19 protein-coding genes are annotated in these 25,270 nt (G+C 57.4%); 16 read left to right on the top strand and 3 right to left on the bottom strand.

The window, feature by feature from the left end; translation table 11 throughout:
- Window positions 1-407: 407 nt before the first annotated feature.
- Genes LGM20_RS19170 through LGM20_RS19155 form a run of 4 tightly spaced genes read left to right on the top strand, consistent with a single transcriptional unit; the run spans window position 408 to window position 5,195 of the window.
- Window positions 408-968, top strand: a complete 561-nt coding sequence (locus LGM20_RS19170; RefSeq protein ID WP_044521375.1) for a fimbrial protein — start codon at window positions 408-410, stop codon at window positions 966-968.
- 58 nt (window positions 969-1,026) lie between these two features.
- On the top strand, window positions 1,027-1,722 hold the full coding sequence (locus tag LGM20_RS19165) for a fimbrial biogenesis chaperone (protein ID WP_044521376.1): 696 nt from the start codon (window positions 1,027-1,029) through the stop codon (window positions 1,720-1,722).
- A 10-nt stretch (window positions 1,723-1,732) separates the two neighbouring features.
- Window positions 1,733-4,168, top strand: a complete 2,436-nt coding sequence (locus tag LGM20_RS19160) for a fimbria/pilus outer membrane usher protein (protein ID WP_044521377.1) — start codon at window positions 1,733-1,735, stop codon at window positions 4,166-4,168.
- Window position 4,169: 1 nt separating this feature from the next.
- A complete protein-coding gene (locus tag LGM20_RS19155; RefSeq protein ID WP_044521378.1) occupies window positions 4,170-5,195 on the top strand; it encodes a fimbrial protein in 1,026 nt (341 codons plus the stop codon).
- A 22-nt stretch (window positions 5,196-5,217) separates the two neighbouring features.
- Here the strand turns inward: LGM20_RS19155 and LGM20_RS19150 are convergent, their stop codons facing one another.
- Window positions 5,218-6,084, bottom strand: coding sequence for a GNAT family N-acetyltransferase (locus LGM20_RS19150; protein WP_044521380.1), 867 nt, complete (start codon window positions 6,082-6,084; stop codon window positions 5,218-5,220).
- Between the two features lie 509 nt (window positions 6,085-6,593).
- On the opposite strand from LGM20_RS19150, the gene LGM20_RS19145 reads away from it, so the two are divergent.
- The 7 genes from LGM20_RS19145 to lysS all read left to right on the top strand — a co-directional run bounded on the left by LGM20_RS19145 (window position 6,594) and on the right by lysS (window position 17,072).
- On the top strand, window positions 6,594-7,514 hold the full coding sequence (locus LGM20_RS19145) for a Kdo(2)-lipid IV(A) acyltransferase (protein WP_023288677.1): 921 nt from the start codon (window positions 6,594-6,596) through the stop codon (window positions 7,512-7,514).
- A gap of 100 nt (window positions 7,515-7,614) precedes the next feature.
- Window positions 7,615-7,887 (top strand): YdgH/BhsA/McbA family protein, encoded by a 273-nt coding sequence (locus tag LGM20_RS19140; protein ID WP_002892402.1) that lies wholly within the window; start codon window positions 7,615-7,617, stop codon window positions 7,885-7,887.
- Between the two features lie 290 nt (window positions 7,888-8,177).
- Window positions 8,178-9,746, top strand: a complete 1,569-nt coding sequence (gene cadC, locus LGM20_RS19135; protein WP_044521381.1) for a lysine decarboxylation/transport transcriptional activator CadC — start codon at window positions 8,178-8,180, stop codon at window positions 9,744-9,746.
- Between the two features lie 365 nt (window positions 9,747-10,111).
- Window positions 10,112-11,446, top strand: coding sequence for a cadaverine/lysine antiporter (cadB, locus tag LGM20_RS19130; protein ID WP_023288679.1), 1,335 nt, complete (start codon window positions 10,112-10,114; stop codon window positions 11,444-11,446).
- An 82-nt stretch (window positions 11,447-11,528) separates the two neighbouring features.
- Window positions 11,529-13,676, top strand: a complete 2,148-nt coding sequence (cadA, locus tag LGM20_RS19125; protein ID WP_032454321.1) for a lysine decarboxylase CadA — start codon at window positions 11,529-11,531, stop codon at window positions 13,674-13,676.
- Window positions 13,677-13,735: 59 nt separating this feature from the next.
- The gene (gene dtpD, locus LGM20_RS19120; RefSeq protein WP_044521382.1) at window positions 13,736-15,211 is read left to right on the top strand and encodes a dipeptide permease DtpD; all 1,476 of its coding nucleotides are present in this window, start codon (window positions 13,736-13,738) and stop codon (window positions 15,209-15,211) included.
- 343 nt (window positions 15,212-15,554) lie between these two features.
- Complete coding sequence (gene lysS / locus LGM20_RS19115; protein WP_004202393.1) at window positions 15,555-17,072, top strand: lysine--tRNA ligase; 1,518 nt, start codon at window positions 15,555-15,557, stop codon at window positions 17,070-17,072.
- Window positions 17,073-17,148: 76 nt separating this feature from the next.
- On the opposite strand, the gene LGM20_RS19110 is transcribed toward lysS, so the two are convergent.
- The gene (locus tag LGM20_RS19110; RefSeq protein ID WP_032429107.1) at window positions 17,149-17,574 is read right to left on the bottom strand and encodes a hypothetical protein; all 426 of its coding nucleotides are present in this window, start codon (window positions 17,572-17,574) and stop codon (window positions 17,149-17,151) included.
- Window positions 17,575-18,147: 573 nt separating this feature from the next.
- On the opposite strand from LGM20_RS19110, the gene iolE reads away from it, so the two are divergent.
- Genes iolE through LGM20_RS19095 form a run of 3 tightly spaced genes read left to right on the top strand, consistent with a single transcriptional unit; the run spans window position 18,148 to window position 21,278 of the window.
- Window positions 18,148-19,068, top strand: coding sequence for a myo-inosose-2 dehydratase (gene iolE, locus LGM20_RS19105; protein WP_044521384.1), 921 nt, complete (start codon window positions 18,148-18,150; stop codon window positions 19,066-19,068).
- Window positions 19,065-20,237, top strand: a complete 1,173-nt coding sequence (locus LGM20_RS19100) for a Gfo/Idh/MocA family protein (RefSeq protein ID WP_023288684.1) — start codon at window positions 19,065-19,067, stop codon at window positions 20,235-20,237. Before iolE ends, LGM20_RS19100 begins: the two co-directional genes overlap by 4 nt.
- Before the next feature lie 9 nt (window positions 20,238-20,246).
- Entirely contained in the window at window positions 20,247-21,278 is a 1,032-nt protein-coding gene (locus tag LGM20_RS19095; RefSeq protein WP_032454325.1) for a Gfo/Idh/MocA family protein, read from the top strand.
- Between the two features lie 501 nt (window positions 21,279-21,779).
- On the opposite strand, the gene LGM20_RS19090 is transcribed toward LGM20_RS19095, so the two are convergent.
- On the bottom strand, window positions 21,780-22,787 hold the full coding sequence (locus LGM20_RS19090) for a Gfo/Idh/MocA family oxidoreductase (protein WP_023288686.1): 1,008 nt from the start codon (window positions 22,785-22,787) through the stop codon (window positions 21,780-21,782).
- A 102-nt stretch (window positions 22,788-22,889) separates the two neighbouring features.
- Between LGM20_RS19090 and LGM20_RS19085 the strand changes: the two genes are divergently transcribed.
- Together LGM20_RS19085 and LGM20_RS19080 are read left to right on the top strand one after the other, a co-directional pair.
- Window positions 22,890-23,909, top strand: a complete 1,020-nt coding sequence (locus tag LGM20_RS19085; protein ID WP_023288687.1) for a LacI family DNA-binding transcriptional regulator — start codon at window positions 22,890-22,892, stop codon at window positions 23,907-23,909.
- A gap of 429 nt (window positions 23,910-24,338) precedes the next feature.
- Entirely contained in the window at window positions 24,339-25,262 is a 924-nt protein-coding gene (locus LGM20_RS19080; RefSeq protein WP_002892597.1) for a sugar ABC transporter substrate-binding protein, read from the top strand.
- The last annotated feature ends 8 nt before the right edge of the window (window positions 25,263-25,270 follow it).

Here is a 25,270-nt window from a genome sequence, read left to right as displayed (position 1 = left end):
GTATTAAAGATCAAAAATAACATACTCCCTGCGGTGTGAATCCAGGGGGGAGGGTGCAGGAGGATAATGGCGATAATCAGGGTGAGATAGGTAGATCGCATTTTTTAGATGTTTTCAATGAAATAAAAAATAAAAATTTCTCTTAATTTTCAGGTTGTTGTGTTTTTATTTGTGTTTTTTGTTTTTATTTATTCGCATGACTTTAAGACTATTCTATAAAAATAAGAAACTGTCCTGGTGGTGAGTTTGAATAATAAATGACGAAATGAGTAGGATGTCAGTGCAAGGAAGGGGTTAAAAGATAACCGGCTAATCCAATAGCTGAGTATTAATAAATTGTACGTAGAAAGTACGCCAGGGGTATTTCCTGAACGATCCTGCCATAAGCGTGGTGATGAGGAGTGATTATGAAAAAATATAGCAAAGGAACGGCATCTTTCGTCGCGATGATGATGCTTTCTCCGGTAGCGGCGCAGGCTGCTGATGGCAAAGTCACCTTTAATGGTGAAGTCATCGAAAATACCTGTACGGTAGTGAATAAAGACAAGACGGTGACTCTGCCGACGGTCCAGCGTTCGGCGCTCAGCAGCGCGGGCGAGACGGCGGGCGTCGTTCCCTTCACCATCGATCTGATGAGCTGTACCCCGGGATCCGATGTCTCGGTGTACTTCGAGAAGGATCAATTCGTTTCCACGGAGGGGCGACTAAAAAACACTCTGTCTGACGGCACGGAAGCAGAAAATGTCGATGTGGAGCTGCTGAACACCCGGTTTACGGCGATTAACCTCGCGGAGAGCCCGACGATTGCTGCGGACGGCACCGTTGCCCGCCCTTCGGTGATCCCGGTGGCGGTCGCTGAGCAGGATGGTTCCGCTTCGCTGTCTTTCTACGCCCGCTACTATGCGACCGACGCCGCTACGGCTGGAAAAGTCGCGACCTACGTCAACTTTACGGTGGTCTATCCGTAAACCCAGTCCACGGCCCCGATCAGGGGCCGTTTATCCACCCGGCAAGGAGGAGGTGAATATGCGGCGTATGGTTCTGGCATGGCTGCTTTCCAGCATTTTACCCTCGGCGGACGCCAGCATGGTTATTGACGGCACACGGATCGTTTTTCCCGGCGACAAAAAAGAGATCGCGGTCAGGGCCACCAATGTGGGGGAGACGCCGTCGCTGACCCAGGTCTGGGTCGACGATGGCCGCGTGCAAAATCGACCGGAAAAAGATTCGGCGCCGTTTATTGTGCTGCCGCCGATTGTGCGCATTGAGCCGGGAAAAGGCCAAAGCTGGCGCCTGGTGTTCAACGGCAGCCGTCTGCCCCAGGATCGGGAATCGCTATTCTGGTTCAATCTGCTGGACATCCCGCCTGAGCCGAAAAACGGCACGGCAATCAATTATCTGCAACTCGCGATACGGTCGCGCATCAAGCTGTTTTACCGTCCGGCAGGCGTGGCGGCGGACAAAATAGCGCCGGACAAAGCGCTGAGCTGGGCGCTGGCTCCCGCAGGCGGTGGTCTGCGGGTGAGTAATGCCTCATCGCGCTATATCACCATCGACAGCATCACCCTTAACGGACAAAAACAGTCCGCTGGCATGGTCGCCCCTTTTTCCTCGCTGGTTATCACGCCTAAAGGGGGCGCGCTGCACATGCTGCCAGCGAGATTCAGCTTCACCACCATCAATGATTACGGCGCGGTAGTGAATCATAATTATCCTCAGTAAGGACATTATTATGAAACTCAGGGAGATCAAGTTTGGGTTAATGCTCCTCCTCCCCTGCCAAGAGGCATGGGCGGCAGAAGCGTTTAGTTTTAACCGTGCCCATTTGCACGGCGCCGCGCCGATTGATCTCCAGAAATATCAATACGGTAATCCGCTGCACCCCGGACAGTATCGCAGCCTCCTCTCGGTGAATGGCCGGGACATGGCGGAAGAGACGTTTGTTATCCAGGAATACGATGGCCAGCCCGAGGCCTGCATCTCGCCCTCGCTGTTCGACGCCCTGCAGCTGAAGGACGCTCAATGGCCAGCGGCGGCCACCTGCCTGCGCTTTGCGCAAATCGATAAGGCGATTGCCTGGGAGTATGACAGCGGAGAAAATGTCCTGCGGGTGAATATGCCCCAGGCGCTGCTGCAATCCCCTTATCGCGGGGCGGTGAATCTGAAGAAGGTAGACAGCGGCGTGCCCGCCGCGGTGCTGCGCTATCAGGCCAACAGCTATCAGAGCATCGTCGACGGGGATAGCAGCAGCCATCATTACCTCGGCCTGGATGCCAGCCTGCGCGCCTTTGGCTGGCGGTTACATCACCAGTCCAGCTACCAGGCTCAGGCCGGGGATAAGCATTGGGATAGCATCGCCACCTGGGCAGAGAGAAGTCTGGTGAACTGGGCTTCCACCTTACGGCTGGGTCAGGGGTGGACCGACGGGACCTTCTTTGACAGCGTCAGTTTTATCGGCGGCAGGCTGGCCACCGATGTCCGCATGCTGCCGGGCTCCCGTCGCGGCTTTGCGCCGTCGATCAGCGGGGTGGCGCGCACTAATGCTCGCGTGACGGTCACCCAGAACGGTGCCCTGTTGTACGAGGCAACGGTTCCGCCGGGTAAGTTCACCTTCGACGATCTCTATCCCACCAACGCCGGCGGCGATTTACAGGTGACGATCCATGAGGCGGACGGCAGTCAGGACACCTTTACCGTGCCTTACGCTGTGCTACCTGGTCTGGTGCGGGCCGGCGCCGTCTATTATGACCTGTCGCTGGGCTATCTGGATGAGAACGGGATCGCCGGGCGGCCGGGATTTGGCGAAGCAACGGTGCAGTACGGCTTCAATGATTATGTCAGCGGCTACACCGGGGCCAACGCGACGACGGATTATTACTCGACGCTGGTCGGCAGCGCCTTCAACACTTACTGGGGGGCGCTGGCGGTCGATCTTTCTCGTTCTGCGGCCAGGGGCAGGGAACGCGGCTGGCAGGAGGGCTATCGCTGGCGGGTGTCCACATCAAAATCCTTCTCCTCTGACACGCGAATGCTGGTGTCGATGAGCCACAGCAACGACGGCAACTATCGATCCATTCGCGATGCCGCCTGGGAGCATGACAGTCATCCCAATGACTGGCGGGAGATGACGCGCTACAGCGCGACATTGTCCCAGCAGGCAGGTAGCGGCAGTCTGTCGTTTAACGGAATATGGAGTGAGGACGTCCGCCACCACCGCTGGCGCTCCTATCAGCTGGGGTACGCCAATCGTTATGGTCGGCTCAATTACTATCTGTACGCCCAGCAGAGTCAGGATATACATCACCGCAATAATCAGGTGGTGGGGGCCTCTTTCTCGCTGACGTTCGGCCCGGCGGGCAGCCTGACCACCCGCTTTAACCACGATAAGAACTACGGCAGCCAGCTGCAGTCCAGCTATACCGGCAGCGCTGGCGCTAAAAATGCCTTCAGCTACGGCCTGACAGCCAGCTACGACATGCCGCGGCAGAACCCGCATGAAGCCAGCGTGGGGGCCAACGGTAATCTGCGGACGGATTATGCGTACCTGAATGCCAGCGCCAGCGCGGGTCGACATCAGCAGCAGTATTCGCTGGGGGCATCGGGTGCCCTGGTGGCGCATCAGGGCGGAATGACCGCCACCCCCGAGCTGGGTGAGACCTTTGCGATTGTGGAAGCGCCCGGCGCGGCGGGGGCCAGGGTGGCGAACCGCCTCGGACAGCCGATTAATCGCCAGGGTTTCACGATTATCCCTTACCTCGATCCCTTTACCGATAACTGGCTCGATCTCGATCCGCAGGGCATGAACGACCATGTGGAGATCGTTTCCAGCAGCACGACGGTGGTGCCCGATTCGGGCGCTGCGGTGAAGGTAAAATTTGTCACGCGCACCGGCTACCCGTGGTTTGCCCACGTCACGCTGTCCGATGGCGCGGCGCCGCCACTGGGCGCGGAAGTATTAGACGACAGCGACCAGGCGATTGGCGCTGTCGGTCAGGGCGGGCTGCTGTATGCCCGGGTGCCGCAGGTCCGCGGTAGCGTCTCGGTAGTCTGGGGGGAACGCAGCGCGCAGCGCTGCCGGTTGGACTATGCCATCCACGGCGAGGCGGCGCAGCAGGATAGCAGAGGTACGCCGCACCAGGTCTGCCGTCCCGGATTAAAGGAGAAATAATATGAAAAAAATCATCGCATCAGGGGGAGCCCTCTTACTGGCCTGGGGCTATTGCGCCTCGCCGTCGGCGGCGTGCCAGATGGTGAGTGGTAAAACTATCGAGTATTCGGTCAACGTCAGCCAGGCCAGTATCAACCTTGACGTCAGCAATCGCCCCGTCGGCTCCCTGCTGTACAGTTACGGCGGGATGATAATCACCAATAATGAGCGCTGGGAGATCGCCTGCAGCGGCAGCGAGTCCGGCGGGTTTCAGAGCATAGGCGGCTCCCGGGTCGGCCCGGCGGGAAACGGCAAGCCGGGGGATATCTATAGCATCCACCGCCTGCCGGGCATCGGCTACAGCTTTCAGATGGGGGAACAGGATGGCATTAATTTCGATCCCCTGTTCACGGCCTGGCCTTCCGCGCCGGTATTTTCCGGCCAGCGCGCATTTCAGGCGGAAAATAAAAAACCGACCATCTATTTCTGGCGTATTGCCGACAACGGCGGCCTGCCGCCGCCAGGCGAGTATTGTCTTAACGATTACCTCGGCGATATTTTTCTGGGCGGCGTGCAGGCGATGCGTTTTAGCGTCAGCGGGCTCTGTATCCATATCAAATCGCCCACCTGCAAGATTACAGACGACAGTAAAAATATTAACGTCTTCCTCGGGCGGCATAATAAAACGGCGTTTACCGGACTCAACAGCACTACCGCCCCGATCCCCTTTAACATCAACCTGACGGAGTGTGAAAATGTCGGCAGCGTGTTTATGCAGTTTAACGCGACGGCGGACAGCGCCATGGCCGCCAACGAGGTGATTAAAATCGATGACCAACCTGAAGGCGCATCCGGGCTCGGCGTGCAGATCCTCACCGCCGGCGGCGCGCTGGTGCCGCTAAACCAGGTGAGCCAGATCTGGTCCGGAAGCAAGGGTAGCCAGACGAATTACCGTTTTGCCTATCAGGCCCGTTATATCCAGACCCAACCTTCGGTGACAGCGGGCGAGGCGAATGCCAGCGCGACCTTCGTGGTGACCTATAACTGATCGGCCTGACGGCGCGGCGCCGTCAGGCATGCGCCAGTAAAGGAAACATCAACTTCCTGTCTTTAAACAGGTTTTCCTTGTGGTCATAGACAAAGAGGATATCTTCTCCCTCAATCTTCTCGTACTCGCCGAGCCGGTCTTCATTGGGGGTAAAACCGAGGATGGCCTGGTAAACATGGTCATCGGCCAGCTCGTTGACCAGCGTCGACAGGCTTTTGCCCGTTTCGCAGAACAGGTCAAAGCAGATCAACACCGGGCCGTTTTGCATGGCGATAACCACCGCCTCATTTTTTGCCGAATAGTAAACGAAATGCTTCATAAAGGCTGAGCAGTAAAACATCAGCAGGCCAAAGTTGTGCTCCACCCGCAGCGGTGAGAACGGGTTGGATTTTTCATAGTAATGGCGGAGCAGGGCGACATCGTCCGCGCGGTCCATATCCAGCTTGCGAAAATCACCGGCGCGCGGAGAGACCGGCATAATATATTGATGCTCTTCGCTGCGGGTGAAACCAAATTTGGGGTAAAAATCCACCGTGGTGGGATTGGCAAATAAAAAGAAGGCGTCTGCCTCCTGCTGCCAGTCCTGCAGGATGTGATGGATAAGCTGACCGGCTAGTCCCTTATTACGGTGGTCCGGTTCGGTCATCACGGTGCCAATCTGAATATAACGCCGGGGTTCGCCCTGCCAGCGCAGATCGATGATGTTGGCCGAGGCGTTAGCGATAATTTTATTACGTTCGACAAAGGCGTAGGGGATATAGGCGTCAGTCCAGTAACCTTGTTGATACCACTCTTCAAAAGACAGGTCGAAAGTCTTAACGGCAAGGTCAATGAAGCTTTTTCTTAATGTGTTATTTTCTCTGACTTGCTTCACTAATTGATAATTCATTGTCATAGTTCCTTCTCACTATGGCTTCTGAAAGCGACGACGTCGGCAAAGGCACTTGCGTCGAATGAGCGCTGTAAACGTAGCATATCTGGGAAAAGGATCCGCATTGGTGATGCTTAACCTTTGCCCGAGTCACAAATAACCGCATGCTGACCATGTTAGACCGGGCGAAACGGCCTGTTTGCGTTGGCTATCGCCATAATAAAGCGTGAGTAAAAAAGGCTTTGTGCGAGAGGCTGAGGATAAGGCACTGGCGATTTTATCGGCAATCGGCCGCGTCGTAGAGGTTAGGTTTATTTATTTATGCACAAATCAGGAAATTTTACGATAAGTGTCTAATACTAGAGTAACCCCAGCGCAAGGGGTGAAATTATCATGGAATCGGCTTATAATAACGCGCTTTGTGACTGAGTATTACCGCACGAATTGGAAAAATATAACCTGCAGGATCCGCTACTTTATTTCGCGGTTTTTGCTCAGCTATTATTGAGTGAATTAACAGGATTACTATGTCAAATTTACCCAAATTTTCCCGCGCGCTATTGCACCCGCGTTACTGGCTATTATGGCTGGGAATTGGCTTGTTATGGCTGCTGGTGCAATTACCGTATCCGGTGATCTACCGACTGGGCACGGCGCTCGGGCGGCTGGCAATGCGGGTGATGAAAAGTCGCGCGCGGATTGCCAGACGTAATCTGGAACTCTGTTTTCCCGCGATGAGCGTCGCCGAGCGTGAGGCGCTGCTGGTGAAAAACTTTGAATCGTTGGGCATGGGGCTGATGGAGACCGGCATGGCCTGGTTCTGGCCGACGCACCGGGTGGCGCGCTGGACCGAGACCAGCGGCGTGAACGAGGTGGTCGACCTCCTCGAACAAAAGCAGGGCATCTTACTGATCGGCATTCATTTTCTCACCCTCGAGATGGGGGCGCGGATGTATGGCATGTTTACTCCGGGCATCGGCGTCTACCGGCCCAATGATAACCCGCTGATTGACTGGCTGCAGACCTGGGGACGCTTGCGCTCGAACAAGACCATGCTGGATCGAAAAAATCTGAAAGGGATGGTCAGGGCGCTGAAAGAGGGGGAGATCCTCTGGTACGCGCCGGATCATGATTACGGCCCGGCCAGCAGCGTTTTTGCGCCGCTGTTTGCCGTCGAGCAGGCGGCGACCACCACCGGCACCTGGATGCTGGCGAAAATGTCCGGGGCGACGATTGTGCCGTTTGTTCCCCGACGCAAGCCCAACGGTAGGGGATATGAGTTGATCTCCCTGACGCCGGAGCGCACGCCGCCGCTGGCAAGCGCCGAGGTGACGGCGGCGTGGATGAACCAGATTATCGAACAGTGCATCCTGATGGCGCCCGAGCAATATATGTGGCTGCACCGGCGTTTTAAGACCCGCCCGGAAGGAGTGCCGCCGCGTTACTAAACGCTGCGGCCAAAAAATCAGCGCATCGGTAGCACGCTTAGTAAATCGCCGTCTATACTGAAAGGGCCTGACTGAAGGCCTATTCCAAGGAGATTTTAGGATGAAAAAAGTGATAGTCGCGTTAGCCCTTTCAGCCGTTGCATTTGGCGCCTCCGCCGCGCAGTTGATCACCAAAGAAGAAGTGAAACACTTCAAACTGACCAAGGTCGGACCGATCTCGGTGGGGCCGTCCGGCGGTGAGTTCTCTTCGCCCTCCGATCTGCACGATCAGCTCTCTAAGCTGGCCGATGAGAAAGGCGGAAAGTACTACGTGATTACTGCTGCGCGTGAGCATGGCCCTAACTTTGAAGCCACAGCGGAAGTGTATAAATAATCGATTGTGCCGCTGCCGTAACGGCACGCCACTGACTGAGCCTGGAGCGCGTTACGCCTCCGGGCTTATTTTTTTTCCGCCGCCCGCGTTCCACCGGCTAAGCGACAGCGAAAACGCATTTTTATCGCTATATATAGTTTTGATGATCACGATGTTAATGAAATATTGCTTTTTATTGTCGCTAAAAGGCGAATTCCAGCCTAATGCCTGAGGGAGTGACCCCTGGCAAAAATAGGTAGGACAAATGTGTTATCATCGCGCCTTTCCCTTTTTGTCTGGGGCTTTCTTGTATGCTACAACCTGTTGTTCGCGTCGGTGAATGGCTGGTAACCCCCTCTGTAAACCAAATCAGCAGGAAGGGGCGCCAGCTTACCCTTGAACCGCGTTTAATCGACCTCCTGGTCTTTTTTGCTCGCCATCCGGGGGAAGTGCTTAGCCGGGACGAGCTTATCGAAAACGTCTGGACCCGGAACGTTGTGACCAGCCACGTCGTCACGCAGAGTATTTCCGAACTGCGCAAGTCGCTCAAAGACGGCGACGACGTTAGCCTTGAGTACATCGCGACGGTACCCAAACGGGGGTATAAGCTCACGGTGCCGGTGATCTGGTGCACCGAAGAGGGGGAGGAACTCGCCCCGCAGATGGAGGCGCTGACGCCTTCGCCATCGGTCGCCGCTCCCGCGCCGCCGGCTGCCGGTGCGCCGCCGGACGCGCCCATCTCCACCGCCGATCCCGCCGCGCCAGCTCCCGCGCCGACAGGTGCCAGCGCGCCGTCAGTGCGTAAACGGCTCACCACCGCCCTGGTGTGGGGGCTGTTTCTGCTGGCGCTGGGCACCTGCGTGGCGCTGGTGGCGCTGTCGAGCATGGAATCGCGTCCGCCGGTCAACAAGGCACGCCTGCTACTCAACCCGCGCGATATCGATATCCACCTGGTCAATGGTAACTCCTGCACCAACTGGTCTTCGCAGCACTCCTACGCGGTCGGCCTGGCCAGCCTGATCACCACCTCGCTGAACACCTTCTCGACCTTTATGGTGCATGACAAAACAGACTACAACATCAATGAGCCAAGCAGTTCCGGTAAAACGCTGACCATTGAATTCGTCAATCAGCGCCACTACCGGGCGCAGCAATGCTTTATGTCGGTCCAGCTGGTGGATAACGCCGACAGCTCGACGATGCTCGATAAGCGCTACTTTGTGACCAATGACAACCAGCTCACCATCCAGAACGATCTGATGAACAGCCTGTCGGACGCGCTGGCGCAGCCGTGGCCGGCGCGAATGCAGGCGATGCTCAGGCAATATCAGCCCTCGCAAAGCGTGGCGTTAACCTATTTCTACCAGTCGCATCAGCTGTTAATGAAGGGCGATGTTGACTCATTAAGCAAGGCCAGCAGCCTGCTGGATGATGTGATTAAGCGGGCGCCTGATTTTATTTACGCGTATGCCGAAAAAACGCTGGTGGATGTATTACGCCATTCGCAACAGCCGCTGGATGATAAACAGCTGGCAGCCCTTTACAGCGAAGTTGAGCGGGTAGGGGAGATGCCGGGTATAAAAGATATGGCGATTTATTATCAAATAAACGCAGTGGATTTGCTGGGGAAAGGAAAAGTTGACGAAGCGAACACAGCGATTAACCATGCGATCGATTTAGAGATGTCGTGGCTGAATTATGTGCTATTAGGCAAAGTCTATGAGATGAAAGGTGAGAACCGGCTGGCAGCGGATTCTTACATTACGGCGTTTAATTTACGACCCGGTGGAGACACATTGTACTGGATTGAAAACGGAGTTTTCCAGACGTCGGTCAACCGGGTTGTTCCGTATCTCGATAATTTCCTCTCTTCAGAATAAGTAAACCCTCATCATGTGAAAGGTTTTTGGCATGATGAGGTTAAATTTATGTTTCTCATGAAGCCTCATGTTGTTATTTATATTTAGCATTCAGGAGGCCTTGAATAACAGTTCGGTAACACGCTGCCCATCATCTAAGTTCATGTAAAACCACAATGTTTATCTTTTTCTGACACCCTGTTGTCATGTTTATATGTTAAGCGAAAAAGGTCAAAATATCATTTGTCTGATGTTTGTTGTTATTTCACTTTATCTTTAGGACTTATCTCGTACAAATCAGTAATCTTGTTGGCAGTTGGTCGGGTCAATTAATGGTTCTGTATCATGATCTGTACCTCCCAAATAAACTTAGGAGAAAAACAACCATGAGTTCTGCCAAGAAGATCGGGCTATTTGCCTGTACCGGTGTCGTCGCCGGTAATATGATGGGGAGCGGTATTGCATTATTACCTGCGAACCTGGCCAGCATCGGTGGTATTGCCATTTGGGGCTGGGTAATTTCAATTATTGGTGCGATGTCTCTGGCTTATGTTTATGCCCGACTGGCCACTAAAAACCCGCAGCAGGGTGGTCCCATTGCTTACGCAGGGGAAATATCTCCGGCATTCGGTTTCCAGACCGGTGTACTTTATTATCACGCAAACTGGATTGGTAACCTGGCTATCGGGATTACCGCAGTTTCTTATCTGTCTACGTTCTTCCCCATTTTAAATAACCCGGTGCCAGCAGGGATTGCCTGTATTGCCATCGTGTGGATCTTTACTTTCGTTAATATGCTCGGCGGGACCTGGGTCAGCCGTCTGACCACCATTGGTCTGGTGCTGGTGCTTATTCCGGTAGTCATGACCGCGGTCGTCGGCTGGCACTGGTTTGATGTCGCTACCTATCAGGCGAACTGGAACACCTCCAGCACCACCGATAGCCACGCGGTCATCAAAAGTATCCTGCTCTGCCTGTGGGCCTTCGTTGGCGTAGAATCCGCCGCCGTGAGTACCGGGATGGTGAAAAACCCGAAACGTACCGTGCCGCTGGCCACCATGCTGGGTACCGCGATGGCCGGTATCGTCTACATCGCCGCGACTCAGGTTATCGCCGGTATGTATCCTGCTTCTCAGATGGCAGCGTCCGGTGCGCCGTTCGCGATTAGCGCCTCCACCATCCTCGGCGGCTGGGCTGCGCCGATGGTATCCGCTTTCACCGCCTTCGCCTGCCTGACTTCTCTGGGCTCGTGGATGATGCTGGTTGGCCAGGCGGGTGTGCGTGCCGCCAACGATGGCAACTTCCCGAAAGTGTATGGCGAAGTCGATAGCAACGGTATCCCGAAAAAAGGCCTGCTGCTGGCCGCGGTGAAAATGACCGCGCTGATGGTGCTGATTACCCTGATGAACTCCGCCGGTGGTAAAGCCTCTGACCTGTTCGGCGAACTGACCGGTATCGCGGTACTGCTGACCATGCTGCCTTACTTCTACTCCTGTGTTGACCTGATTCGTTTCGAAGGCATCAACATCCGTAACTTCGTCAGCCTGATTTGTTCGGTACTGGGTTGCGTGTTCTGCTTCATCGCGCTGATGGGCGCAAGCTCCTTCGAACTGGCCGGCACCTTTATCGTTAGCCTGATTATCCTGATGTTCTACGGTCGCAAAATGCACCAGCGCCAGAGCAACGCATCGGATAGCAACAGCCCCGCTAACGCGCACTAATCAGTAACCCTTTTTCCTGAGGCTCCTTCCATCACCTGTCATAGCGCGACGGGAGGGGCTTTCTACATCTGGAGATTTGACTATGAACGTTATTGCAATCATGAATCACATGGGGGTTTACTTCAAAGAAGAACCCATCCGTGAACTGCATCGTGCTCTCGAACGCCTGGACTTCCGCATTGTCTACCCGAACGACCGTGACGACTTATTAAAACTGATCGAAAACAACTCTCGTCTGTGCGGCGTGATCTTCGACTGGGATAAATACAATCTCGAGCTGTGCGAAGAAATCAGCAAAATGAACGAGTACATGCCGCTGTATGCGTTCGCTAACACCTACTCCACGCTGGACGTTAGCCTGAACGATCTGCGCATGCAGGTTCGCTTCTTCGAATATGCGCTGGGCGCTGCGGAAGATATCGCGAACAAAATCAAACAGAACACTGACGAATACATCGACACCATTCTGCCGCCGCTGACCAAAGCGCTGTTCAAATATGTGCGTGAAGGCAAATACACCTTCTGTACCCCGGGCCACATGGGCGGTACCGCCTTCCAGAAAAGCCCGGTAGGCAGCATCTTCTACGATTTCTTTGGCTCCAACACCATGAAATCCGATATCTCGATTTCAGTTTCTGAACTCGGTTCCCTGCTGGACCACAGCGGCCCGCACAAAGAAGCGGAAGAGTATATCGCTCGCGTATTTAACGCCGAACGCAGCTACATGGTGACCAACGGCACCTCGACCGCCAACAAAATCGTCGGTATGTACTCCGCGCCGGCCGGCAGCACCGTGCTGATTGACCGTAACTGCCACAAATCGCTGACCCATCTGATGATGATGAGCGACATTACGCCGATCTACTTCCGTCCGACCCGTAACGCCTACGGCATCCTCGGCGGTATCCCGCAGAGCGAATTCCAGCACGCGACTATCGCCAAGCGTGTGAAAGAGACGCCGAACGCGACCTGGCCGGTACACGCCGTTATCACCAACTCGACTTACGATGGTCTGCTGTACAACACTGACTTCATCAAGAAAACCCTGGATGTGAAATCCATCCACTTTGACTCCGCATGGGTGCCTTACACCAACTTCTCGCCGATCTATGAAGGCAAATGCGGGATGAGCGGCGGCCGCGTCGAAGGGAAAGTGATTTACGAAACCCAGTCCACGCACAAACTGTTGGCGGCGTTCTCCCAGGCATCGATGATCCATGTGAAAGGCGATGTTAACGAAGAGACCTTTAACGAAGCCTACATGATGCACACCACCACCTCCCCGCACTACGGGATCGTGGCGTCCACCGAAACCGCGGCGGCGATGATGAAAGGCAACGCCGGTAAGCGCCTGATCGACGGCTCTATCGAACGTTCCATCAAGTTCCGTAAAGAGATCAAACGTCTGAAAGGCGAGTCTGAAGGCTGGTTCTTCGACGTATGGCAGCCGGAACATATCGACGGTCCTGAATGCTGGCCGCTGCGCTCCGACAGCGCATGGCACGGTTTCAAAAACATCGACAACGAGCACATGTATCTCGACCCGATCAAAGTCACTCTGCTGACCCCGGGGATGAAGAAAGACGGCACCATGGATGAGTTCGGTATTCCGGCCAGCATCGTGGCGAAGTATCTCGACGAACACGGCATCGTGGTGGAGAAAACCGGTCCGTACAACCTGCTGTTCCTGTTCAGCATCGGTATCGACAAAACCAAAGCGCTGAGCCTGCTGCGTGCGCTGACCGACTTCAAACGCGCGTTCGACCTGAACCTGCGGGTGAAAAACATGCTGCCGTCGCTGTACCGTGAAGATCCTGAATTCTATGAAAACATGCGTATTCAGGACCTGGCGCAGAACATTCACAAACTGGTTGAGCATCACAACCTGCCGGACCTGATGTTCCGCGCGTTTGAAGTGCTGCCATCCATGGTGATGACCCCGTATGCCGCGTTCCAGAAAGAGCTGCACGGTCAGACGGAAGAAGTGTACCTCGAAGAGATGGTCGGCCGCGTCAACGCCAACATGATCCTGCCGTATCCTCCGGGAGTGCCGCTGGTCATGCCGGGTGAAATGATCACCGAAGAGAGCCGTCCGGTGCTGGAGTTCCTGCAGATGCTGTGCGAAATCGGCGCCCACTATCCGGGCTTCGAAACCGATATCCACGGCGCCTATCGTCAGGCGGATGGTCGTTACACCGTTAAAGTGCTGAAAGAAGAGAATAACAAGTAATAGACGCACATCAGGGAAGTGGCTTGCCACTTCCCTTTTTCACGCTGCAAGGAGAACACATGAAAACACCCTCACAGCCGCGCGCGATTTACTACATCGTTGCGATCCAGATCTGGGAGTACTTCAGCTTTTACGGCATGCGCGCCTTACTCATCCTCTACCTCACCCACCAGCTTGGCTTCGACGACAGCCACGCCATCAGCCTGTTCAGCGCTTACGCCTCTCTGGTTTACGTTACCCCTATTCTTGGCGGCTGGCTTGCCGACCGCCTGCTCGGCAACCGCACGGCGGTGATTGCCGGGGCGCTGTTGATGACCCTCGGCCACGTGGTGCTGGGCGTTGAGTCGACCTCCGCATGGAGCCTGTACGTCGCGCTGGCGATCATTATCTGCGGCTACGGCCTGTTCAAATCCAATATCAGCTGCCTGCTTGGCGAACTTTACGCCCACGACGATCCGCGTCGCGACGGCGGCTTCTCGCTGCTGTACGCCGCCGGTAACGTCGGCTCCATCGCCGCGCCCATCGCCTGCGGGCTGGCGGCCCAGTGGTACGGCTGGCATATCGGCTTCGCCCTGGCGGGGATCGGGATGTTCATCGGCCTGATGATTTTCTTAAGCGGCAGCCGCCACTTTCGGCATACCCGCGGCGTCGATAAACCGGCGCTGCGGGCGGTGAAATTCGTGCTGCCGACCTGGGGCTGGCTGCTGGTGATGCTCTGCCTGGCGCCGGTGTTCTTCACGCTGCTGCTGCAAAACAACTGGTCCGGCTATCTGCTGGCGGTCGTCTGCCTGTTCGCCGCCCAGATGGTGGCGCGGATCATGATCAAAGCCCCGGAGCATCGTCGCGCGCTGTGGCAGATCGTCCTGCTGATGCTTGCCGGGACGCTGTTCTGGGTGCTGGCGCAGCAGGGGGGAAGCTCGATTAGCCTGTTTATCGATCACTTTGTTAACCGCCGCCTGCTGAACTGGGACGTGCCGACGGCGCTGTTCCAGTCGGTTAACGCGGTGGCGGTGATGGCGGCCGGCGTGGCGCTGGCGTGGCTGATGCGCCCGGAAGGCAGCGCGCGTTCGGTGCTGCGCGTCTGGTTGAAATTCGCTTTTGGCCTGCTGCTGATGGGCGGCGGCTTTATGCTGCTGGCGCTCAACGCCCGCCACGGCGCCGCTGAGGGTCAGGCCTCGATGGGCATGATGGTCGCTGGACTGGCGATGATGGGCTTTGCCGAACTGTTTATCGACCCGGTCGCGATGGCGCAAATCACCCGCCTGAACATGCCCGGCGTCACCGGGGTATTGACCGGTATTTATATGCTGGCCACCGGCGCGGTGGCCAACTGGCTGGCCGGCGTGGTCGCCCAGCAGACCACCGAATCGCAAATCAGCGATACGGCGATTGCCGCCTATCAGCATTTCTTCTCGCAGATGGGGGAATGGACCCTCGGCTGCGTGGCGGTGATGGTGGTTATCGCCTTTGCCGCAGCCTGTAGCGTCGGCAAACGCCGCGCGGCGGCTGGCGAGCTTCCCGGCGGCGGCGCCTAGCCCCGTCTGGCGACAGGTCCGGCTTACCGGGCTACAAAATCGTGCTGTCTGGTAGCCCGGCTAAGGCGTTTACGCCGCGAGCCGGGGATCGGTAACCCCAACAGTGGAGCGCAAAGCCGCTCCTTGCACCGTTTACTGAACAGGAGGAGGATATTCTGGCAGGCGCGGAAGCCAACGATAAAAAATACCGTTAGTGAAGGCATAGCTGAGTGAGATCAGCTTGAAGAGAAGCCAGATTCGTTACTCTTGTTCTTCGGTGTGAAGCCGGAGACAGGCCGCGCGGAAGGGTGACCTGGTTCAATTTATCGAAGCTAGTTTGAAAGCAAGGTTATGAGGAACCCATATGTCTGAACAACAAGCACAAGGTGCCGATGAGGCCATTGACCTTAATAATGAACTGAAAACTCGTCGCGAAAAACTGGCTGCGCTGCGTGAGCAGGGCGTAGCTTTCCCCAACGATTTCCGTCGCGATCATACCTCTGACCAATTGCACGCTGAATTCGATGCGAAGGATAACGATGAACTCGCTTCCCTGAACGTTGAAGTTGCGGTGGCCGGCCGGATGATGACTCGCCGCGTGATGGGTAAAGCCTCCTTCGTCACCCTGCAGGACGTCGGCGGCCGTATCCAGTTGTACGTGGCCCGCGATGACCTGCCGGAAGGCGTCTACAACGAACAGTTTAAGAAATGGGACCTTGGCGACATCATCGCCGCCCGCGGCAAGCTGTTCAAAACGCAAACCGGCGAACTCTCCATCCACTGCACCGAGCTGCGCCTGCTGACCAAAGCCCTGCGCCCGCTGCCGGATAAATTCCACGGCCTGCAGGATCAGGAAGTCCGCTATCGCCAGCGCTATCTGGATCTGATCGCTAACGAAGAGTCGCGCCATACGTTCCGCATCCGCTCGCAGATCCTCGCGACCATGCGTCAGTTCATGGTAGCCCGCGGCTTTATGGAAGTGGAAACCCCGATGATGCAGGTGATCCCCGGCGGCGCTTCCGCCCGTCCGTTTATCACGCATCACAACGCCCTGGATCTCGATATGTACCTGCGCATCGCGCCGGAACTGTATCTGAAACGTCTGGTGGTCGGCGGCTTCGAACGCGTGTTTGAAATCAACCGTAACTTCCGCAACGAAGGGATCTCGGTACGCCATAACCCAGAGTTCACCATGATGGAACTGTACATGGCGTACGCGGACTACAAAGACCTGATCGAGCTGACCGAGTCACTGTTCCGCACCCTGGCGCAGACGGTGCTGGGCAAAACCGAGGTGCCGTATGGCGACCAGGTGTTTGACTTCGGCAAGCCGTTTGAAAAACTGACCATGCGCGAGGCGATCAAAAAACATCGTCCGGAAACCAACATGGCGGATCTGGATAACTTCGACGCGGCGAAAGCGCTGGCGGAATCTCTCGGTATTCAGGTAGAGAAAAGCTGGGGTCTGGGGCGCATCGTCACCGAAATCTTCGACGAAGTGGCGGAAGCGCACCTCATCCAGCCGACCTTCATCACCGAATACCCGGCGGAAGTCTCCCCGCTGGCGCGCCGTAACGACGTCAACCCGGAAATCACCGACCGCTTCGAGTTCTTCATCGGCGGCCGCGAAATCGGTAACGGTTTCAGCGAGCTGAACGACGCCGAAGACCAGGCGCAGCGTTTCCAGGATCAGGTTAACGCCAAAGCGGCGGGCGATGACGAAGCGATGTTCTATGACGAAGACTACGTCACCGCGCTGGAGTACGGTCTGCCGCCGACCGCCGGTCTGGGCATCGGTATCGACCGGATGGTGATGCTGTTTACCAACAGCCACACCATCCGCGACGTGATCCTCTTCCCGGCGATGCGTCCGCAGAAGTAAACCGTTGCACTCCCTCCCGGCCTGCGCCGGGAGGTTCTTCCTGCATTATCCCCATCCTGTCGGCAGGGCAATGTTATTACAGGACTTTTTGCAACGTGCCGCGCTGGCTGCCGTTTGCCCATACGCCGTTAAAGGCGTCGTTCAGCGTAAAGGCTGAGCTTTTCACCCGGAACGTCAATTTACCCTGGCTGGCTTTCGCCTCCTCGACCAGATGACCATGGGTTTTCACCGTTTTAGCGGTGACGGTAATCTCATCAATTTTATTGCCATAGTCAGTATAAACATACCAGGTGCCCACCCAGGGGCCGAAGCCGCTGCTGGCCTGCTGCGCGGCGGCGGCATTCTCGGCTTTGGTTTTATGAATATCGCAGGTGGTCCCGTCGGTCATCTGCGTGCAACCGGAGCGTTCAAGCTGTTCCCGGTATTTCGCGCTAATGGCGTGGGCCGGCGCGGCGGCGACCAGCGCCAGGGTGAGGGTGGTGAAAAGCCAGGTCTTATTCATCTTATTGTTTCTCATCGCGATAGCGGCGCGCATTGTCATAAAGGTTGATATACATTGGTGCATTCTCCAGGGGCGTCCGAATAAATATAACCGCAGCCATTCCTGATAAATAACGAGCAGAAAGGAGAAGGGTTATTTATTTGTAAAAACATCATTACCCTGATCTTATTTATCACCGTACCTTCCCGCTGCATGTCATATTATTGCAGAGAGAATGTTAAGTAATTGATGTTTTAAAAGGGACTATTTGTCACTTACGCAAATAACAGCAGGCCAGGCCTGGGCGCAGGGCTAAAGCCCGCGCCGCTGCGGTGTTGAGATTTTTTCATATTGCTATCATCATATTTCGAATGAAAGGGATAACCTCTGAAGCGGGTTATTAAGCCAGTAATTTTTATCCGCAAAATAAGCCTGCGGCAAGCATTATTTCCATTTATTTTTCAGGGCTACTCGCGCCAGCGGATATTTCGCCCGCGGCAATGATGGATTTCCATCATTTCTCCGTTTTCATCGCTGGTCGTCGCCTGCTTATAGTGACGGCACACCAGACGACTGGCTGAAAAGGAGATAAACATGGCGACAGAGCACCTGCAGTGGGGCATTAGCCCCCTGTGCTGGACCAACGATGTGCTGGAGGATTTAGGCGGCGATATCCCTCTCGACACGTGTCTGCGCGAGGCGCGGGAGGCGGGGTTTCAGGGCATTGAGTTAGGGCGGAAGTTTCCCCGCCAGGCGGAGACATTGGGGCCTCTGCTGGCGGCGGCTGACCTGCGCCTGGCGTCAGGCTGGTACAGCGGCTTGCTGGCCGACCGCAGCGTGGAAGCGGAGCTGGAGGCGGTGCGGGGCCACGCGCAGCTCCTGCAGCAGCTCGGCGCCAGGGTAATGGTCTATGGCGAGTGCGGGCAACTGCCCGGTGAAACGCCGCTTGATGAGCCGATCTCGCTCTCGCCGCCGTTAAGCCGCGTCAGCCTGACGGCGTATTGCCATAAGCTAAATACCTTTGCCGACCTGCTGCTGCGGGACTACGGCCTCCGGCTGGCCTATCACCACCATCTGATGATGCTGGTGGAGCACGACGACGAGCTGGAGCGGTTTTTGTCCCAGACCCATGACAACGTCGGGCTGGCGTTTGATACCGGACACGCCTTCGTCGCCGGGGTCGATATCCCGCGCGTGCTGGAGAAATATGGTCACCGTATCCGCCACCTGCATCTGAAAGACGTCCGTCCGCAGGTGCTGGGGCGCCTGTATCGCGAAAACCTGAGCTTTAACGAGGCGGTGCGCGCCGGACTGTTTACCGTCCCTGGCGACGGCTGCATCGACTATGCGCCGATCCTCAACTTTGCCCGGGACAGCGACTACCGCGGCTGGCTGATTATCGAAGCCGAGCAGGACCCGGCGATGGCGCCGCCGTTTGCCACCGCTCGCCGCGCCTTCGCCTGGCTGGCGCACCACTTTTCGTCCCCGTCATCATCAGAGGAGCACGCATCATGAGCGCGCGGTTAAATATTGGTCTTATCGGCTCCGGTTTTATGGGCCAGGCGCACGCCGACGCTTACCGTCGCGCGGCCATGTTCTATCCCGATCTGCCGAAGCGCCCCTATCTTTACGCGCTGGCGGATCAGGATCAGGCTTTGGCTGAACGTCATGCGGTGAAGCTGGGGGCGGAGAAAGCTTACGGTGACTGGCGCGAACTGGTGAACGATCCGCTGGTGGACGTGGTGGATATTACCTCGCCGAACCATCTGCACTACACGATGGCGATGGCGGCGATCGCGGCGGGTAAACATGTCTATTGCGAGAAACCGCTGGCGGTTAACGAGCAGCAGGCGCAGGAGATGGCGCAGGCGGCCCGGCGCGCGGGGGTGAAGACCATGGTGGCCTTTAACAACATTAAAACCCCGGCGGCGCTGCTGGCAAAGCAGCTTATCGCCCGGGGCGATATTGGCGAACCGGTGCGCTTCCGCGGCACCTTTGATCAGGGGTTTTATAACGACCCGAACCTGCCCTGGTCCTGGCGCTGCTCGAAAACCCTCGGCGGCAGCGGGGCGCTTGGCGACCTCGGCGCCCATACCCTGTCCGTCGCCCAGTTTTTGATGGGCGGGATCCGTGAAGTGACCGCCAGCGCGCAAACCTGCCTGCGCCAGCGTCCGGTGCCACAGACCGATGCCGGGTATGCCAGCCGGGTCGCGGCCGATGCCGAGTGGCGGGAAGTGGAAAATGACGATCAGGTTCAGTGCCTGGTCAATTTCGACAGCGGCGCCGCGGGGGTGATTGAGGCTTCGCGCATCGCCGCCGGGCGCATCTTCGGCGTGTTCTGGGAGGTCTCCGGCACCGAAGGCACGCTGTATATGGACGGGGAGCGCTTTAACGAACTGCAGGTGTATCGCTTCCGCGATGACAAACACGACCGCGGCTTTAAAACGCTGTATGCCGGGAGCCAGATCCCGGCCTATGCCGGCTTCTTCGGCTTCGATTTTGGCGGCGGCGGGCTGGGCTATTTTGACGTCAAGGTGATGGAAGTGCATGACCTGGTGCAGGGGATTTGTGGGGACGACGACTGCTATCCCAGCTTTGAATTTGGTTTACAGAATCAGCGCGTGCTGTCGGCGATTGAAGCCTCGATGGTCAGCCGTCGCTGGGTTAACGTGGTTAAGGATTAAGGAGCCGCTATGTTTCCCTCACAATTACCGACCCCGCGCCGCCCGGCGGCGCAGAGCATTCCCTCCCTGCGCTGGGGCATCATCGGTCCGGGCTGGATCGCCGAGCGCTTTGTGCACGCATTGAAAACCCAGAGCCGGCAGCAGGTGGTGGCCGTGGCCTCCCGCAGCCAGGCGAAGGCCGACCGGGTAGCCGCGGAATGGGGGATCCCTCAGGCTTACGGCCGGGTGGAGGAGATGCTGGCGCGTCCGGATATTGATGCGGTCTATATTGCGACGCCGCACAACCATCACTTTCCCGACGGCATGCAGGCGCTGAAGGCGGGCAAACACGTGCTGATAGAGAAGCCCTTCGCGCTCAACCTCGGCGAAGGAGGTGAACTGCAGGCCGAAGCCGCCCGCCAGGGGAAGCTGGCGCTGGAGGCGATGTGGTGCGATTACGCGCCGAAGTATGATGTGATCCGCCAGCTGCTGGAGGATGGGGTACTCGGCGACCTGCATACCCTGCTGGCCGATCACGGCGAGTATTTCACTACCGACCACCGCATCTTTAATGCCGACCTTGCCGGCGGGCCGATGATGGATCTCGGCAGCTATTTGACCTCGTTTGCGCTGATGGTGGGTGGCATGCCGCAGGAGATTGTCGCCCGCGGCCGCGCGACGGCGGAGGGGCTTAACGGCCAGACGTCAATGCTATTCAGCTGGCGGAACGGGATGCAGGGGCTGTTAAACACGACGTTGTTCAGCAACACGCCGGGCGGGGCGGTGGTGGCCGGACGCCAGGCGACCCTGACCATCGACGGTCAGTTTTACGCCCCCGGCGGGTTCACGCTCGCCGCCAGCCAGGGCGGGCAGGCGCTGCGCTGGGAAGAGCCGCGCAATCGCTACGACCAGCTGTTCTGGCAGGCGGAGCATTTTGCCTGGTGCATCGGTCAGGGGCTGCGGGACTCGCCGCTGCGGCCGCTCAGTCAGGTGCTGCAGAATCTGCAGGTGATGGATGAGGTGCGGCGCCAGGTGGGCGCGGTGTTTAACGAAGAACGTTAAGGGGCCGGCCGGGCTTTGGTTTGCAGACAGCGCGAGCGTGCACGCCATTGCCCGGCACCGGGACGCGCACGGTTCCGGATATCTGCTGCCCGGCGGCGCTGTGCTTGCGCGGGCCTGGGATATCACTGCAACTGTGTGATATGGATGGTTATCATGCCCGTAGGCCGGGCAAGGCGTTGCCGCCGCCCGGCATAAAACGGCTCCGCCTCGGCTGTCCTTGCCCGGCGGCGCTGTGCTTGCGCGGGCCTGGGATATCACTGCAACTGTGTGATATGGATGGTTATCATGCCCGTAGGCCGGGCAAGGCGTCGCCGCCGCCCGGCATAAAACGGCTCCGCCTCGGCTGTCCTTGCCCGGCGGCGCGGCGCTTGCGCGGGCCTGGGATGTCACTGCAACTGTGTGATATGGATGGTTATCATGGCCCCGTAGGCCGGGCAAGGCGTTGCCGCCGCCCGGCATAAAGGCAGGTTCAGAGCCTGATAGCGGTTGCCACGCAACCACTCACCGACAGTCGTCGACGGCGACAAACTGGCCGCGCTGCAGAGACTGAACCGCCGCTTCGGCAATGGCCTGCGCCTGCAGGCCGTCCACCAGGCCGGGCAGGTCGGCCACGGTTTCACCATTCAGAGAGCGGATAAAGGCGTCGAGATGCTGGTAATAAGATCCTTGCACCCGGCTGAACCAGTCCGGCCACAGGCCTGGCTCAATGCGCTGATTGCCGCGCCACAGGGTAGGGCCCGCCGGCGACTGGCTGCCGGACTCCAGCGCGCCCTCTGCCCCCAGCAGGGTGATCCTTTCATCATACCCGTGGCCGGTGCGGCGGGTGTTGTCCAGCTGCGCCAGCGCGCCGCCGCGCATCTGCATCATCAGGATGGAGGTGTCGACATCGCCAAATTCGGCGATTTCCGGCAGGGCCAGCGCCGCGCCCATCGCCGCTACGGTATGCACTTCATCGCCGGTGAGAAAGCGCAGAAGATCGAAGAAATGGATCGCCTGATCGCGCATCTGACCGCCGGAGCTGCGCAGATAGTCGAGCGGCGGCATGCTGGAGGCGCGACAGACCATCTGCACCAGCTCGACCCTGCCGATCGCTCCCTGCTCCAGCTGGCGGCGCAACTGCTGATGGCTGCTGTCAAAGCGCCGGTTAAAGCCGACGGTGACCGGCACCTTAAGGGGAAGCACCCGCTCCACCACCTCGCGGGCGCGCGCCAGGGAAAGGTCGATCGGTTTTTCGCAATAGACCGCCTTGCCCGCCCGGGCGGCGGCTTCCAGCAGTTCGGCATGCGACGGGGTCGAGCTGGCGATCAGCACAGCGTCGATGGCGTCGCTACGGAGAGCCTCGCTCACCGTCACCGCCCGGGCGCCATAGCGGGCGGCCAGCGCCTGGGCGCGCTCCGGCGCGGCATCGGCCACCATCGTCAACTCGCTCCCGTCGTGACGGGCGAGGCTGGCGGCATGAACCTGACCGATAAAACCACTGCCTACCAGGGCAAAACGTTTGCACTTCATTTTATTCTCCAGAATGGCGAGGGGACGCTGCCACCATAATCGGTTTGCTAAACTCACTGACACTGCCGTTTTGATGTATTTCCATCATTGAAGAGAGGGGCGATGAAAAACATGTCACTGGCGATGCTGGCCAGACAGATTGGCGTCGGCGTGGCCACCGTTGACCGGGTGCTGAACGAACGCGGCGGCGTATCGCCGCAGACCACGCGCAAAGTGCTGCAGGCGGCGCGGGAGGCGGGGCTGAAGCGGATCCTGCCGGAGGAGCACCGCTTTCCCTGGCAGATTGAGCTCTTTCTCAGCAGCAATGACTCTTTCTTTTTTCCGCAGCTGGCGCAGGATTTCGCCGCCGTCGCGGATAGCCTCGGCTATCGTCGTCTGACCCTGCACCGCACCTTTGTCCCGGAGTCGCAGCCGGCGACCCTGGCCCGGCGCATTATGCGCAGCGGCCAGCAGCGTCAGGGGATCATCGTTTTCGGCAATGACCATCCTGTGGTGCATGACGCGCTGCGACGCTGTCGGGAAGCGGGCGTCCCCGTCATTACCCTGGCGACAGATCTGCCCGGCGCCGACCGGCTCTGCCACGTCGGGATCAATCAGTTGCAGGCTGGCCGCACGGCGGGGTTAATGATGGGGAGAATGACGCCGCGGCCCGGGGAGGTGCTGATGGTGAGCGGCCGGGAGGATTACAGCGCGCATCGCCTGCGCATCCAGGGGTTCCGCGAGGTGCTGAGCCAGCGCTTTCCCCATCTGCAGCTCAACGAGGTGCTGGCGGGCGAAGAGCGGCGGGAGCAGATCACCCGCCTGCTGGAGCAGGCCCTGTGCCGCAGCCGGCATATTGTCGGGATCTATAACACCGGACTTGGCAATACTCAGATTGCCGAGGCGCTGGCTCGCCACCGCCGCGAAGGCGACGTCTGCTGGATCACCCATGAGCGCTACAATACCACCCGCCAGCAGCTGGCCAGGGGCAGCCTGGCGTTAACGCTCGATCAGAACACCCGCCAGCACGCCCAGCTGGCGATCGACCTGATGCTGCGCCATCTGGAGTCCGGCTATCAGCCGCAAACCTATGCCGACGGGAAAGTCGACTTTATCCTCTACAGCGCCGAGAACGTCGACTAAGGCGTGCGGCGCCTCCCTTCCTGACAACGCGGATCTCCCCGCCGGGTAAATGCCAACCCCGCCGGGGGCGATCGCTGTAAAGCGTTGTCTGCCTCTCATTTTTCGCTCATTTATGCAGCAATGTTAGATGTCTGTCAAAATTCTGTTACTGCATGGTTTTAAAATTTTCATTTCAGTTATTTACTTATAAAAGTTTCAAATGTCTTGTTAATGAAATAAATGGTCTGGAATTCACGGTGTGGCATAAATGGACTGATGTTTCAAAAAAGTGATGATAAAACAGCCATTATTTGTGATTCCGATCACGACGAAATGCGGAAAACCCCGCAGCGCCGTCGCCGTCACAACAGACATTTGTCGCAATCTGACTGAAATTAATTTTTCATTTTGTTTCATTCACCGGCGTACCTACAAAATCAAGGATCAACTATGAATATTAAGAAAACGATTGTTGCCTCTTTGTTAGCCTGCATGCTGCCTGCGGTGGTTATGGCAAAAGATGTCTCCATTGGCGTCTCGATGGCGCTGTTTGACGATAACTTCCTGACGATCCTGCGTACCTCGATGCAAAAAGAGATGAAAAAAGATGGGGTGAAATCGCAGATCGAGGACGCGAAAGGGGATGTCTCCCAGCAGCTGCAGCAGGTGCAGAACTTTATCGGCCAGGGCGTGGACGCCATTATCGTCAACCCGGTGGATACCAACGCGGTGAAACCGATCATGGATCAGGCCACCAAAGCCGGGATCCCACTGGTGTTTGTAAACCGTCGCCCGCAGGCGGAGCTGACCGACAAGATGGCCTATGTGGGGTCGGACTCGATTCTCGCCGGCCGTCTGCAGATGGAAGCGCTGGCGAAAGCGATGAACGGCAAAGGCAATGTGGCGATCCTGCTCGGCGACCTGGCGAATGAATCCACTCGCGACCGCACCAAAGGGGTGGAAGAGGTCGTGGCGAAATACCCGAACATCAAAATCGTGCAGAAGCAGACCGCGAAATTTACCCGCAATGACGCCGTGGACGTGGTCAGCAACTGGATGACCAGCGGCGAGGATATCCAGGCCATCGCCTCCAACAACGATGAAATGGCGATCGGCGCCCTGCAGGCGCTGGGTAAAAACCCGAACCATATTCTCATCGCCGGCGTGGATGGCACCCCGGATGCGCTGCAGATGCTGAAGAGCGGCAAGATGATCGCCACCATCTTCCAGGATGCGAAAGGCCAGGGCGAGGGCGCCGTAGACGCGGCCATTAAGCTGGCGAACGGCGAGAAAGTGGAAAAGATCATCGACGTGCCGTATCAGCTGATCACCAAAGAGAACATGGCTGAATTTACCAATCGTAATCAGAAATAATCCTGGCC

It is taken from the genome of Klebsiella quasipneumoniae subsp. quasipneumoniae, from assembly GCF_020525925.1.
In the GTDB taxonomy this organism is placed as follows: Bacteria; Pseudomonadota; Gammaproteobacteria; order Enterobacterales; family Enterobacteriaceae; genus Klebsiella; species Klebsiella quasipneumoniae.
The sequence above is the reverse complement of the archived record's forward strand: the minus strand, read 5'-3'. Positions and strand labels throughout refer to the sequence as shown.